This is a genomic window from Yoonia sp. 72, assembly GCF_034652275.1.
Classification (GTDB): domain Bacteria; phylum Pseudomonadota; class Alphaproteobacteria; order Rhodobacterales; family Rhodobacteraceae; genus Yoonia.
In genome coordinates this window covers 1,488,920-1,502,332 of the sequence record NZ_JAXIWG010000001.1, presented here as the reverse complement: position 1 = coordinate 1,502,332, position 13,413 = coordinate 1,488,920, and the positions used below count along the sequence as shown (strand labels likewise).

The 13,413-nt window shown below is 61.9% G+C and carries 11 protein-coding genes; 7 read left to right on the top strand and 4 right to left on the bottom strand.

Annotated features, from left to right (window positions below):
- Positions 1-121: 121 nt before the first annotated feature.
- Entirely contained in the window at positions 122-886 is a 765-nt protein-coding gene (locus VCK47_RS07500; protein ID WP_322891784.1) for an NAD kinase, read from the top strand.
- Between the two features lie 53 nt (positions 887-939).
- Here VCK47_RS07500 and VCK47_RS07495 read toward each other — a convergent pair whose 3' ends face one another.
- From VCK47_RS07495 to VCK47_RS07480, 4 genes are all read right to left on the bottom strand, one after another.
- Positions 940-1,758 carry a hypothetical protein gene (locus VCK47_RS07495; RefSeq protein ID WP_322891783.1) on the bottom strand — a complete coding sequence of 273 codons (819 nt, stop codon included), beginning with the start codon at positions 1,756-1,758 and terminating at the stop codon, positions 940-942.
- A gap of 147 nt (positions 1,759-1,905) precedes the next feature.
- Complete coding sequence (locus tag VCK47_RS07490) at positions 1,906-3,213, bottom strand: FAD-binding oxidoreductase (protein WP_322891782.1); 1,308 nt, start codon at positions 3,211-3,213, stop codon at positions 1,906-1,908.
- A gap of 91 nt (positions 3,214-3,304) precedes the next feature.
- Positions 3,305-5,197, bottom strand: coding sequence for a propionyl-CoA synthetase (locus VCK47_RS07485; protein WP_322891781.1), 1,893 nt, complete (start codon positions 5,195-5,197; stop codon positions 3,305-3,307).
- Positions 5,198-5,378: 181 nt separating this feature from the next.
- The gene (locus VCK47_RS07480) at positions 5,379-7,658 is read right to left on the bottom strand and encodes an NADP-dependent malic enzyme (RefSeq protein ID WP_322891780.1); all 2,280 of its coding nucleotides are present in this window, start codon (positions 7,656-7,658) and stop codon (positions 5,379-5,381) included.
- Between the two features lie 126 nt (positions 7,659-7,784).
- On the opposite strand from VCK47_RS07480, the gene VCK47_RS07475 reads away from it, so the two are divergent.
- The 6 genes from VCK47_RS07475 to upp are packed head-to-tail and all read left to right on the top strand — an operon-like array spanning position 7,785 to position 13,410.
- Complete coding sequence (locus tag VCK47_RS07475) at positions 7,785-8,852, top strand: cupin domain-containing protein (protein ID WP_322891779.1); 1,068 nt, start codon at positions 7,785-7,787, stop codon at positions 8,850-8,852.
- A gap of 22 nt (positions 8,853-8,874) precedes the next feature.
- Positions 8,875-9,315 carry a cytidine deaminase gene (locus VCK47_RS07470; RefSeq protein ID WP_416236654.1) on the top strand — a complete coding sequence of 147 codons (441 nt, stop codon included), beginning with the start codon at positions 8,875-8,877 and terminating at the stop codon, positions 9,313-9,315.
- A 3-nt stretch (positions 9,316-9,318) separates the two neighbouring features.
- A complete protein-coding gene (locus VCK47_RS07465) occupies positions 9,319-10,620 on the top strand; it encodes a thymidine phosphorylase (RefSeq protein ID WP_322891777.1) in 1,302 nt (433 codons plus the stop codon).
- Entirely contained in the window at positions 10,620-11,795 is a 1,176-nt protein-coding gene (locus VCK47_RS07460; protein WP_322891776.1) for a phosphopentomutase, read from the top strand. Before VCK47_RS07465 ends, VCK47_RS07460 begins: the two co-directional genes overlap by 1 nt.
- Positions 11,792-12,781 carry an adenosine deaminase gene (locus tag VCK47_RS07455; protein WP_322891775.1) on the top strand — a complete coding sequence of 330 codons (990 nt, stop codon included), beginning with the start codon at positions 11,792-11,794 and terminating at the stop codon, positions 12,779-12,781. The genes VCK47_RS07460 and VCK47_RS07455 overlap by 4 nt, the downstream gene beginning before the upstream one ends.
- Positions 12,778-13,410, top strand: coding sequence for a uracil phosphoribosyltransferase (gene upp / locus VCK47_RS07450; RefSeq protein WP_322891774.1), 633 nt, complete (start codon positions 12,778-12,780; stop codon positions 13,408-13,410). Before VCK47_RS07455 ends, upp begins: the two co-directional genes overlap by 4 nt.
- Positions 13,411-13,413 lie beyond the last annotated feature (3 nt).

Sequence of the window (13,413 nt, the reverse complement as noted above, 5' to 3'; positions counted from 1 at the left end):
GCATCAGAAGCATCAAAACGACCATGATCTTTATGAGCGCGTCATGCATGTTTCGTATCGGCGGCTTGCGTTTCGGGTGTGATCGCCCCACAAGTTTGGGGAAACTAGGGGGAAAATGCCCATGCCAGCCGTCAAGATCGCCTTTGTCGCCAGTTCCGTGCCCATCGCGCAATCCGCCATGCGCGCATTGGCGCAGGCTTATGGCGATGTGCCGCAGGCCAAGGCCGATGTGATCGTGGCCTTGGGCGGTGACGGGTTCATGTTGCAGACCCTGCACGCGACCCAAGGGCTCGACGTGCCGGTTTACGGGATGAACCGCGGCACGGTGGGGTTCCTGATGAACGAATACCACGACACCGACCTGCTGGCGCGTCTGGCCGTGGCCGAGGAAGAGGTCATCAACCCCCTGCACATGACCGCCCTGACCGTGGACGGCAAGATGCACGAAGCGCTGGCGATCAACGAGGTCAGCCTGCTGCGCGCAGGCCCGCAGGCCGCCAAGCTGCGCATCACCGTGGATGGCAAGCTGCGGATGCCCGAACTGGTCTGCGACGGCGCGCTGCTGGCGACACCGGCGGGGTCCACGGCCTATAACTATTCCGCCCACGGCCCGATCCTGCCCATCGGGTCCGACGTGCTGACCCTGACCGCGATGGCCGCCTTCCGCCCGCGACGCTGGCGGGGGGCGCTGTTGCCGAAAAAGGCGGTGGTGCGGTTTGATGTGATCGACCCCGCGAAACGGCCCGTGATGGCGGATGCCGACGGCAAATCCGTGCGCGATGTGGTCAGCGTGGAGATCCGGTCGGAACCGGGGATCAGGCATCGGATCCTGTTCGATCCGGGGCATGGGTTGGAGGAGCGGTTGATCAGGGAGCAGTTTGCGTGAGGGGGGCGTGTCAGAACATGTTGCTTAGGTGATGGCGAAAGCGATTCAGAACCTTAGACCTTTGTAGTGCCGCGCCAAGTTGAAAGCTTCTTTCGTTTTACTTTGAACTTTATTGATGCCTGTTGATCAATATAAAGGGCCGTCTCAATGCAGCATTTGGTAAAATCTGTTAGATCGTCATAATCTAAATGCGCTTTCTTTCCTATTTTGAATCGTATGCCGTTTTTTCCTAAAATGTCACTTACGCGATCAAGAAACACCTTATTTACAATACCCCTGTTGTGTGAATGAATATTGCGCACTTCCACAAAGGTTCTTAACAAATCATTGTCAAGTTGTTCGCGAAACGGATTAATTCCAAGGGTATCTTGTAGGTACCTCTGTACCTGTTTAAGTCCGCCGTAAGAAAGCGAGTTGATTTTTTTGTCAATCAAATAGTTTGTAAGCTCACGCTTACTTGAGAACTCCAGAATTTCTTCAATTTTTACGGTCTCGCCAGACTTGATCATTTCCGGCCTTCTCCGCATGGACTGTTGTACTATATTGGAAACATACCAGAGAAAACCGTCAACGGTGTTTTGCACAATATTTTTGGACGTAACTTCACTAAACTTATTTAATTTTGACGCAAGTGTATTTGGATTATCTATTCCCGCTTGGAGTTCACTTCGTTCTTCATCAGTCTCTGCAAACGCCAATAGTGCCTTCGAAACAGCAAGTGACGCAGTATCAGCCCTATGAGCCAAGTTGACCATAAAGAAAAATGAATCAATCGTTATTTTGTAGTCAGACAAGAAGAGAAAAAATGTTTCAGTACAAACAGTATTTTCAGGAGGAAGAAAAAAGAAACTCGCTTCGTTATTGTCAGTCATACTAAAAACTTTCCACTACATTTAAGCAAAAAGTCTGCCGCTGATAGATGGGTTAGTCAAATCTTTTTCTACCTATGAAGTAGGCTCTCGCTCTGTTGAGTATGTTTCTTCAATAAATTATGTGCGAAGGGGTCTCCGGCTAAACCCTCAAACCCCCAACCGATCCCTTAGCGCATAATACCACGACCCCATCATCGAATAGGGCACGCGGAACATGCGGCCACCCGGGAACGGATACCACGGCACTTTGGCAAACACGTCGAAACGGGCGCGGTCGCCGGCGACGGCTTCGGACAGGATGCGGCCAAAGGTGTGCGACCCCGTCACCCCGTGCCCGCTATAGCCATGCGCGAAATAGGTGTTGTTCCCCAGCCGCCCCATCTGCGGGACGCGGCTGAAGGACAGGGCGAAATTCCCGCTCCATGCGTGGTCGATCTTCACGCCTTTGAGCTGCGGATAGACCTTTTCCATCGCGGGGCGCAGTTTGGCCACCACATCCGCCGGATCAGTGCCGCCATAGACGGTGCCGCCGCCAAAGATCAGCCGTTTGTCGGCGGACAGGCGGAAATAGTCGAGGATATAGCGGACATCCTCCACACATTTGTCGGTCGGCAGCAGTTCATCCGCCTTGTCGCCCAAGGGGACGGTCGCCATCATCTGCGTCGATACCGGCATCACCCGCGCGGTCAGGGCAGGGACCACATGGCCGAGGTAGGCGTTGCCACACAGCAGCAGCGTGTTGCAGGTCATCGTCCCTTCACGGGTGCGCACGACGGGTTTGTCAGCCTCGGTATCGCAGCTGATGACGGGGGATTGTTCATAGATCACGCCGCCCAGTTTCTCGAACGCCGCAGCCTCGCCCAGACACAGGTTTAGCGGGTGCATATGCCCGCCCGTGTGGTCGATCATGCCGCCTGCGTAAACGTCCGACCCGATATGGTCGCGCAGTTCGGATTTGCTGAGCATGTCCTGATTGTGCAAGCCATAGCTGGCCCAGAGCGCGCGGCGTTCTTCCAGCTCGCGCATATGGGCCGCCGTCAGACCGGTGAAGATATTGCCATGTTTGAGATCGCATTTGATGTCATAGGTGGCGACACGTTCGCGGATGATCTCGCCGCCTTCCTGCACCAGACCGGCGACGAAATTCGCGGTGTCCTGCCCGTAGCGGCGTTTGATCGTCTGCAGGCTGGCGTTCAGCCCGTTCACGATCTGCCCGCCGTTGCGCCCCGATGCGCCCCAGCCGACCCGCGCGCCTTCGATGATCGCGACCTTGAAGCCTTTTTCCGCCAGATGCAGCGCCGCCGACAGCCCGCTATAGCCCGCACCGACCACGCAGATGTCGATCAGCTGGTCGCCTTTCAGCTTGGGCCGTTCGGGTGACGGATTGGCGCTGGCGGCGTAATAGCTGGTCGTGTGTTTCGTCTCGCCCGACTTGGCGAAGGTTTCGATAGGCATCACAGGCTCCGGTTTCACGCCGTTGGGAGGCGCGCCCTGTTATGGGCCGCGCCGTGCGTGATTGGCAAGAGGCCGCGCCGTCGCAGCCCTGTCAGCCTTTGGCGTAGCCCAACGGTTGCAGCGCCGCGCGGATTTCATCAAGGATCGCGGGGTCGTCGATGGTGGCAGGCATCTTGAAATCCTGCCCGTCCGCGATTTTGACCATGGTGGCGCGCAGGATCTTGCCCGACCGCGTTTTGGGCAGGCGGTCCACAACCGCAACCAGCTTGAACGCGGCGACAGGGCCGATCGTGTCGCGCACGGCGGTGATGACTTCCTTGACGATATCCGCATGGGGCCGGTCGCAGCCTTTGTTCAGGCAGACCAGACCCAGCGGCAACTGCCCTTTGAGTTCATCCCCCACGCCGATCACGGCGCATTCGCCGACATCCGCGTGACCGGCGAGGATTTCCTCCATCGCACCCGTGGACAGCCGATGCCCCGCGACGTTGATGACGTCATCGGTGCGCGCCATGATATAAAGATAGCCGTCGTCGTCGATCATCCCCGCATCGCCGGTCTCGTAATAACCGGGGAAGGTGGCGAGATAGGCCTTCTTGAAACGCTCCTCTGCATTCCAGAGCGTGGGCAGCGTGCCGGGCGGCAACGGCAGCTTGATCGCGATAGCCCCCAGTGTGCCGGGGGCGACAGGATGGCCCGCCTCGTCCAGCACCTGCACGTCATAGCCGGGCATCGCGACGGTGGGCGACCCGATCTTGACGGGCAGAGCCTCGATCCCTGCAGGGTTTGCGGCGATAGGCCAGCCTGTTTCGGTCTGCCACCAATGGTCGAACACCGGCACATTCATGACGCGCTGCGCCCATTGTACCGTGTCCGGATCAGCGCGTTCGCCCGCCAGATACAGCGCGCGCAGGCAAGAGATGTCGTAGTCCTTGATCATCTCGCCCTTGGGGTCTTCGCGCTTGATCGCGCGGAATGCGGTGGGGGCGGTAAAGAAGGACCGGACATTATACTCCGAGATCACCCGCCAGAATGTGCCCGCGTCGGGCGTGCCGATAGGCTTGCCTTCAAACACGACGGTGGTGTTGCCGTGGATCAGTGGCGCGTAGCAGATATAGGAATGCCCCACGACCCAGCCCACGTCGGAGGCCGCCCAGAACACATCGCCCGGATCGACGTTATAGATCGCCTTCATCGTCCAGTTTAGCGCGACCAGATGGCCAGCCGTTGCGCGCACAACGCCTTTGGGCGCGCCCGTTGTGCCGGAAGTATAGAGGATATAGGCCGGATGGTCGCCCGCAACGGGGACACATTCGGCGGGCACGGCGCCTTTCTGCATCGCGTGCCAGTCATGGTCGCGCCCTGCGACCAGATCGGCACGCCCCTGTTCGCGTTGCAGGATCACGCAGAAATCGGGCTTGTGCGTGGCTTCCGCGATGGCGGCATCCAGCAAGGGTTTGTATTTTACCACCCGCCCCGGTTCGATCCCGCAGGACCCCGCGATAATCGCCTTGGGCGTGGCGTCATTGATCCGCACCGCCAGTTCATGCGCCGCGAACCCGCCAAAGACGACCGAATGCACCGCCCCCAGCCTCGCGCAGGCCAGCATCGCCTCCAGCGCTTCGGGCACCATCGGCATGTAGATGATGACGCGGTCGCCTTTTTCGACGCCTTTGGCGCGCAAGGCCCCCGCCAGCGACGAGACGTTGTCGAGCAATTGCGCATAGGTGATGGTGCGCTTGGTATCCGTGACGGGGCTGTCATAGATGATCGCCGCCTGATCGCCACGTCCCGCCGCCACATGGCGGTCGACCGCGTTATAGCAGGTGTTGACCTGCGTATCTGCGAACCAGCTGTAGATCGGGGCCTTGCTGGAATCCAGCGCCCTGACTGGCGGCGTCACCCAGTCGATGGCCTTGGCCTGTTCCATCCAGAACCCCTCGGGGTCCTGTTGCCAGCCTGCGTAAACCTCTGCGTAACCCATCCCGCGTTCCTCCCAAAACCGATGACAGGGTCTTGTTACGCCCGGGCTGCATGTCAGGCAACACGGCAGGACGGACCGCGTGGCAAATAGTCAATGAATTGACAAACCCGTGGACCGTCCCATCGTTCGGGCCCAAATATCCCCGCCGGAGGCCAGAAGTTACTTTTTTGAACAGGTCACGTCACCCATAATGCGCCACCGGCGTGCCTGCGATGGCGGACATGTTGAGCAAGCCCCGCGCGGTGATCGAGGGCGTGACGATATGGCAGCGGTTGCCCATGCCCATCAGGATCGGCCCGACCTCGAGCCCGCCACCTTTCATCTTCAGGATGTTGCGCACGCCGCCTGCGGCATCGGTATTGGCAAAGATCAGCGTATTGGCAGGCCCCGGCAGATGCGCGCCGGGGAAGATCCGGCTGCGCAGGTCCACGTCGAGCGCAGAGTCGATATGCATCTCGCCCTCGTAGGCGAAGTCGCGCGGTGCGCTGTCAAGAATCGCCATCGCCGCGCGCATCCGCCGGCCCGTGTCGCAATCCAGATTGCCGAACTGGCTGTGCGAACACAGCGCGATCTTGGGTTCAAGGCCAAAGCGGCGGACATGGCGCGCCGCCCCGATCACCGTTTCCGCGATCTGTTCGGGTGTGGGTTCGGGGTGGACCTGCGTATCGGCGATGAACAATGGCCCATCCTCGAGGATCATCAGCGACAATGCGCCCACGGGGTGCAGCGCAGGCGTGCCAAGAATCTCTGTCACATATTTCAGATGCCACAGGAACTGGCCAAAGGTGCCGCAGATCAGGCTGTCGGCCTCGTCGCGCTGGACCATGACTGCGCCGATGGCGGTTGTGTTGGTGCGCATGATCGCCTTGGCAAGGTCGGGGGTCACGCCACGCCGCGCCATCAGACCGTGATAGGTTTCCCAATAATCGCGGTAGCGGGGGTCGTTTTCGGGGTTCACGACGTTGAAATCCACACCGGGGCGGATTTTCAGACCGGCGCGCTCGCAGCGGCTTTCGATGACATCGGGGCGGCCGATCAGGATCGGGGTTTCCGTCGTATCCTCCATGATGGCCTGCGCCGCACGCAAGACGCGTTCATCCTCGCCTTCGGCAAAGACGATGCGGCGGGATGCGGTGCGCGCGGCCTCGAACACCGGACGCATGATCAGCGCGGATTTGAACACCGACCCGTCGAGTTTTTCCTTATAGGCCTTCAGATCCGCAATCGGGCGCTTGGCGACACCCGTTTCCATCGCGGCCTTGGCCACGGCGCAGGCGACGACACCCATCAGACGCGGATCGAAGGGTTTGGGGATCAGGTAATCCGCCCCGAAGGTCAGTTTCTCGCCGCTATAGGCCGCCGCTGCCTCGGCGCTGGTGGTGGCGCGGGCAAGGGCCGCGATGCCTTCGATACAGGCGATCTTCATCTCGTCGTTGATCTCGGTCGCGCCCGCATCCAGCGCGCCGCGAAAGATGAACGGAAAGCACAGGACGTTATTGACTTGATTGGGGTAATCGCTGCGCCCCGTCGCGATGATTGCGTCCGGCGTCACGGCACGGGCGGCATCGGGGTCGATTTCGGGATTGGGGTTGGCCAGCGCAAAGATGATCGGGCGCTGCGCCATCCGCGCCACCATCTCGGGCTTGAGCACGCCCGGACCGGACAGGCCTAGAAACAGGTCCGCCCCTTCGATCACATCGGCCAGCGTTGCGGGTGTGGTGCCTTGGGCATATTCCGCCTTTTGCGGGGTCATGTCCTTTTCGCGGCCATGATGGACCAGACCTTCGATATCACATAACCACACATTTTCGCGCTTCACGCCCAGCTTCAGCAGCATATTGAGACAGGCGATCCCCGCCGCCCCGCCGCCGGTGCTGACGATCTTGATATCCTCGAACCTTTTGCCCGCCACATGCAGCGCGTTGACCGCCGCCGCGCCGACGACAATCGCGGTGCCGTGCTGGTCGTCGTGGAATACGGGGATGTTCATCCGTTCGCGGCACAGTTTTTCGACGATGAAACAATCGGGGGCTTTGATATCTTCCAGATTGATCGCGCCAAAGGTCGGTTCCAGCGCGCAGACGATATCGGCCAGCTTGTAGGGGTCGGCCTCGTTCAATTCGATGTCGAAGCAGTCGATATTGGCGAATTTCTTGAACAGGACGGCCTTGCCTTCCATCACGGGCTTGGACGCGAGCGCGCCGATATTGCCCAGCCCCAGCACGGCGGTGCCGTTGGTGACGACGGCGACCAGATTGCCGCGCGCGGTGTAATCGCGGGCGGTGTCTGGGTCTGCCTTGATCTCCAGACAGGCTTCGGCGACGCCGGGCGAATAGGCGCGGGCCAGATCGCGGCCGTTGGCCAGTGGCTTGGTCGCGCGGATTTCGAGTTTTCCGGGCTTGGGAAACTTGTGGTAATCAAGTGCCGCCTGACGCTGGCTGTTCGCTGTTTCATCAACCATCGAAGTCTCCGTTCAATATGGTTTAATATTAAACCATCTTCCTGCCGCAAGGGAAAGCCTGCCGCGCGGTTAATCACGCTTTGCGCAATCTTGCAAATCTTTCGCGACGGGCACAATCTGCGATCCATGACACAGACACATGAAATCCGCGCTGAAATCCGCCTGCCGACAACGGACCTGCGCGCCGATCTGGCGTTCTTCGGCAAGGTGCTGGGGATGCGGCTGGATATGATCTATCCCGCCGATGACCCCAGCGTTGCGGTTTATTCCGGCCACGGGCTGCGGGTGCGGCTGGAACAGGGGGACGGGGTGAACCCCGGCCTGCGGATACTGACCGATAATCCCGCCTTTGCGGATGGCCAGACCGTGATGACATCGCCCGGTGGCACGCCCGTCAGCGTGCATCCGCTGAACCCGCCCTTGGTGCTGCCGCAGACCGATCACGCCTTTGTCGTGCGGCGTCTGGCGGATCAGGCCCCGTGGGTGATCGGGCGGGCGGGGATGCATTATCGCGACCTGATCCCGACACGGCTGGGCGGGTCGATCATCGCCAGCCACATCCGTATCCCCGACGGCGGCCCTGTCCCCGACATGGTGCATTTCCACAAGGTCGGGTTTCAGCTGATTTTCTGCATCAAGGGCTGGGTTGATGTGGTGTACGAGGATCAGGGCGGCCCGATCCGCCTGACCGCGGGCGATTGTTTCATCCAGCCGCCCGAAATCCGCCACCGCGTGCTCGAAGCCTCCGACGGGATCGAGGTGATCGAGATCGGCGTGCCCGCCGAACATGTGACCGAGATCGACCACGACATGACCTTGCCGACACCGCATATGCGCTCTGACCGTGAATGGCAGGGGCAAAGGTTCGTCTATAACAAGGCGGCAGATGCCGATTGGCAGCCTGCGCGCTTGCCCGGCTATATCGCGCGCGACACCACGATTGCCGCCAATACCAAAGGTGTCGCCGGTGTGCAGGTGATCCAGCGCGGGACGGGTGATCCGGAATGGACGACGCATGACGCGGATATCCATTTCACCTTTGTCATGGCGGGCGAAATGCTGCTTGAAGGCGAGGGCAAAGAGCCGTTCATTCTGACCGCAGGCGATGCCTTTGTGATCCCGCCCGGCATGCGGACGCGCTACACCAAGCCAAGCGATGATCTGGAATTGCTCGAGGTCACGTTGCCGGGCTGACCCCCGGCCTACGGGTCTTGCATTGCGCCGCGGGCCGCACCAATCTGACCGGACCCAAACGGAGGTTTCCATGTCGCTGATCGACGATGCCCGCGCCGTGCGCGAAAACGCCTATGCCCCCTATTCCAAGTTCAAGGTGGGCGCCGCGATCCGGTCGGCCTCCGGCGCGATCTACACCGGCTGCAACGTCGAAAACGTGGCCTATCCCGAAGGCACCTGTGCCGAGGCGGGGGCCATCGCCGCGATGATTGCAGGCGGGGACACCCGCATTGCAGAGGTTGCGGTGATCGCCGACAGCCCCAAGCCTGTCAGCCCTTGCGGCGGCTGCCGCCAGAAAATCGCGGAATTCGCGGATGGTGATGTGGTCGTCACGCTCGCCACGATGGACGGGACCCAGCACCACACCACGGTCGCGGACCTGCTGCCCGGCAGTTTTGACGCCGATTACATGAGCCGCGTCTGACCCTTGGATGCCCGCGCGATCATAGCCGCGATCCGCAATCGCCAGACGCCTGATGCGGACGCGCTCGCGTGGTTCGCGCAAGGCTTGGCCAGCGGTGCCGTCAGCGACGCGCAGGCGGGGGCCTTTGCGATGGCGGTCTGTCTGAACGGGTTGTCCGATCAAGGCCGCGTCGCGCTGACCGAAGCGATGCGCGACAGCGGCGACGTTTTGGCATGGGACCTGCCGGGGCCGGTCCTGGACAAACATTCCACAGGCGGTGTCGGCGATTGCGTGTCGCTGATCGCGGCACCCGTGCTCGCAGCTTGTGGGGCCTATGTGCCGATGATCTCGGGGCGGGGCTTGGGGCATACGGGCGGCACGCTCGACAAGCTCGAAGCGATCCCCGGCCTGTCCACGCAAGTCACGGAATCGCGCCTGCGCCAGATCACGCGCGAGGTGGGTTGTGCCATCGTCAGCGCGACAGGCCAGATCGCACCCGCCGACCGCAGGCTTTATGCGATCCGCGATGTGACGGCGACGGTCGAATCCATCGACCTGATTACCGCGTCGATCCTGTCCAAGAAACTGGCGGCGGGGCTCGATGGCCTGATGCTCGACGTCAAATGCGGGTCGGGCGCTTTCATGAAAACGCCGGATGACGCGCGCGCATTGGCGCAGGCGCTGGTCAGTGCGGCCAATGGGGCGGGGTGCCGCACGGCGGCGCTGATCACCGATATGAACGCGCCACTTGCACCCGCGCTGGGCAATGCGGTCGAGGTTGCGGTCTGCATGGAAGTGCTTGAAGGCAACAGCGCCGCCGCCCCCCGCCTTGCGGATCTGTCCAAGGCGCTTTGCGTGCATCTGCTGACCTTGCAAGGCCGCAGCGTGGCCGAGGCCAGCGCGCAGGTCGCCCTTGCCCTGTCCTCGGGCGAGGCGATGGAACGCTTTGCCAGCATGATCGCCGCGATGGGCGGACCACCCGACATGGCCGAGGACTGGCGCACGCATCTGCCCGCCGCCCCCGTGGTGGGCGAGGTCATGGCCTCTGACAGCGGCCATATCACCGCCATTGATGGCGAAGCGCTGGGGCTGGTTGTCGTGGGCTTGGGCGGCGGGCGGCGGGTCGAAACCGACAGGATCGACCCATCCGTCGGGCTGACCGACATGATCGGGCTGGGTGCGCCGGTGACGCGCGGCCAGCCGCTTTGCACGCTTCATGCCGCAACCGAAGAAGCCGCGGGCGAGGCCGCGCGCGCTGTGCGGGCGGCGATCACCATTGGCGACGCGGCCGTGCCCGGCCCGCTTGTTCTGGAAAGGATCGGCTGATGCCGCGCGCAATCCTGATCGTGATCGACAGTGTGGGTATCGGCGGCGCGCCAGATGCCGCGCAATACTTCAACGGCGATCTGCCCGATACCGGCGCGAATACCGTGGGCCATATCGCGCAGGCCGTGCCGCTGCATCTGCCCTATCTGGATGCGCTGGGGCTGGGGGCGGCGGTGCAACTGGCCTCGGGGCTGGAGGCGCCGGGGTTGGGTGCCGTGCCAACCGGTGCATGGGGGGCCGCGACCGAAGTCTCGCGCGGTAAGGACACACCGTCCGGACATTGGGAACTGGCCGGTGTGCCGGTGCCGTGGGACTGGCACCATTTCCCCGATGCGACGCCTGCCTTTCCCGCCGATCTGACCGCTGCTATCTGCAAGGCGGCAGGCACCGACGGCATCTTGGGCAACTGCCACGCCTCGGGCACCGCGATCATCGACCGCGAAGGCGCGGCGCATATCCGCACTGGCTGGCCCATCTGCTATACCTCTGCCGACAGCGTCTTGCAGATCGCCGCACACGAGGATCATTTCGGGCTGGACCGGCTGTACCAGCTTTGCGCCGAACTTGCGCCGATGCTGCACGCAATGAAAGTCGGGCGCGTGATCGCGCGGCCATTCGTGGGCGAGGTGGGGGCCTTTTCCCGCACCGCCAACCGCAAGGATTACGCGATCCCGCTGCCCGGCCCCTCGATCTGCGACGACGTGCAGGCGGCGGGCGGCAGGGTGCATGCCGTGGGCAAGATCGGGGATATCTTTTCGATGCAGGGCATCGACACTTTGCGCAAGGGCAGGGATGCCGTGCTGATGGATCATCTGCGCGATCTGCTGGACGAAGCAACCGATGGCGATTTCATTTTCGTCAATCTGGTCGAGTTCGACAGCGACTATGGCCACCGGCGCGACGCCGCAGGCTATGCCGCGCATCTGGCGTGGTTCGACGCAGCATTGGGCGCGCTTTTGCCGCGTCTGGACGCCGATGACCTGTTGATCGTCACCGCCGACCATGGCAATGACCCGACATGGCCCGGCACCGACCATACCCGCGAACGGGTGCCGGTGCTGGTGCACGGAATCGGGGATGGACCCTTGGGGCATCTCGCGTTTTCGGACGTTGCGGCCAGCATCGCGGATCATTTGTCAGTGCCCTATCGCGGCGCAGGAAAGAGCTTTCTATGAATTTCGGGTCACTTCCCAAGGTCGAACTGCACACCCATCTGGAAGGCTGCGCGCCGCCCGATTTCATCCGCATGCTGGCGGCCGAGAAAAAGATCGACATCAGCGGCATCTTCACCCCCGAATGCGGCTACGATTTCCGCGACTTCGACCATTTCCTGAAGGTCTACGAGGCTGCCTGCACGACCCTGCAAACGCCCGATGATTTCCGCCGCCTGACGCTGGCGGTGCTGGAAGAAACGGCAGCGCATGGTGTGGTCTATATGGAAACCTTCGTCTCGCCCGATTTCTGCGGTGGCGGTGATCTGGCAGCGTGGAAGGATTACCTTGCCGCCATGTCCGACGCCGCCAACGAAGGCGAGGCGCGGTTCGGCATCACCATGCGCGGGATCGTCACCGGCATCCGCCATTTCGGGCCAGAGGCCTGCAAGCCGGCTGCGCGCTGTGCGGCGGAAACCTTTGGCGGCTTTGTCGTGGGCTACGGCATGGCAGGGGGCGAAATGGCAGGCCGGCCTGCCGATTACGCCTATTCTTTCGACATCGCGCGCGAGGCGGGTATCCCGCTGACCTGTCATGCCGGTGAATGGGGCGGGGCGGCGATGGTGACTGAGACCATCCGCGATCTGAAGGTGTCCCGCATCGGCCACGGGATCGGGGCCATCGACGATCCCGCCTTGCTGCGCGAGATCGTCGAAAAAGACATCGTGCTGGAGGTCTGCCCGGGGTCCAACGTCGTGCTCAAGGCGGTGACCGACTGGGCCAGCCACCCCATCGCCCGCCTGCGCGACGCGGGCGTCAAGGTCACGGTATCCACCGATGATCCGCCGTTCTTTCACACCACGATGACCGCCGAATGCGACATGCTGCACAAGACCTTTGGCTGGGACGAGACCGATTTCGCGGCGCTGAACCAGACCGCCCTTGCCGCCGCTTTCTGCGATGACGCGACCCGCGCCCGTGTGGCCAAACGACTGGAGCCTGCCCGATGAACGACCATGTCACCCATGTCACCCATCCTTTGGTGCAGCACAAACTGACACTGATGCGGCAAAAGGAAACGTCCACAGCCCTCTTTCGCCAATTGCTGCGTGAGATCAGCCAGCTGCTCGCCTATGAGGTGACGCGCGGCCTGCCGATGACCACCCGCCGGATCGACACGCCGCTGGAACCGATGGATGCGCCGGTGATCGACGGCAAGAAACTCGCGCTTGTGTCGATTCTGCGCGCCGGTAACGGGCTGCTTGATGGCGTGCTGGAACTGATCCCTTCGGCGCGCGTGGGGTTCGTGGGTCTTTACCGCGACGAAAAAACGCTGCAACCCGTGCAATACTATTTCAAGGTCCCGACTGAGCTCGAGGACCGGCTGGTCATCGCCGTCGATCCGATGCTGGCGACGGGCAATTCATCCGTCGCGGCGATTGATCTTTTGAAAAACGCAGGGGCGACGAATATCCGTTTCCTCTGCCTGCTCGCCGCTCCCGAAGGCATCGCGCGGATGAAGGAAGCGCATCCCGATGTGCCCATCGTCACCGCTGCCATCGATAGTCATCTGAACGAGCACGGCTATATTGTGCCGGGTCTGGGCGATGCGGGCGACCGGATGTTCGGCACCAAATAGCCG

What these genes read in the sequence shown, in the direction of transcription:
- VCK47_RS07490 (WP_322891782.1), bottom strand. Translation starts at nt 3,213, where the DNA reads ATGCCTATCGAAACCTTCGCCAAGTCGGGCGAGACGAAACACACGACC.
- VCK47_RS07475 (WP_322891779.1), top strand. Translation starts at nt 7,785, where the DNA reads ATGACACAGACACATGAAATCCGCGCTGAAATCCGCCTGCCGACAACG.
- VCK47_RS07485 (WP_322891781.1), bottom strand. Translation starts at nt 5,197, where the DNA reads ATGGGTTACGCAGAGGTTTACGCAGGCTGGCAACAGGACCCCGAGGGG.
- VCK47_RS07500 (WP_322891784.1), top strand. Translation starts at nt 122, where the DNA reads ATGCCAGCCGTCAAGATCGCCTTTGTCGCCAGTTCCGTGCCCATCGCG.
- upp (WP_322891774.1), top strand. Translation starts at nt 12,778, where the DNA reads ATGAACGACCATGTCACCCATGTCACCCATCCTTTGGTGCAGCACAAA.
- VCK47_RS07495 (WP_322891783.1), bottom strand. Translation starts at nt 1,758, where the DNA reads ATGACTGACAATAACGAAGCGAGTTTCTTTTTTCTTCCTCCTGAAAAT.
- VCK47_RS07460 (WP_322891776.1), top strand. Translation starts at nt 10,620, where the DNA reads ATGCCGCGCGCAATCCTGATCGTGATCGACAGTGTGGGTATCGGCGGC.
- VCK47_RS07455 (WP_322891775.1), top strand. Translation starts at nt 11,792, where the DNA reads ATGAATTTCGGGTCACTTCCCAAGGTCGAACTGCACACCCATCTGGAA.
- VCK47_RS07480 (WP_322891780.1), bottom strand. Translation starts at nt 7,658, where the DNA reads ATGGTTGATGAAACAGCGAACAGCCAGCGTCAGGCGGCACTTGATTAC.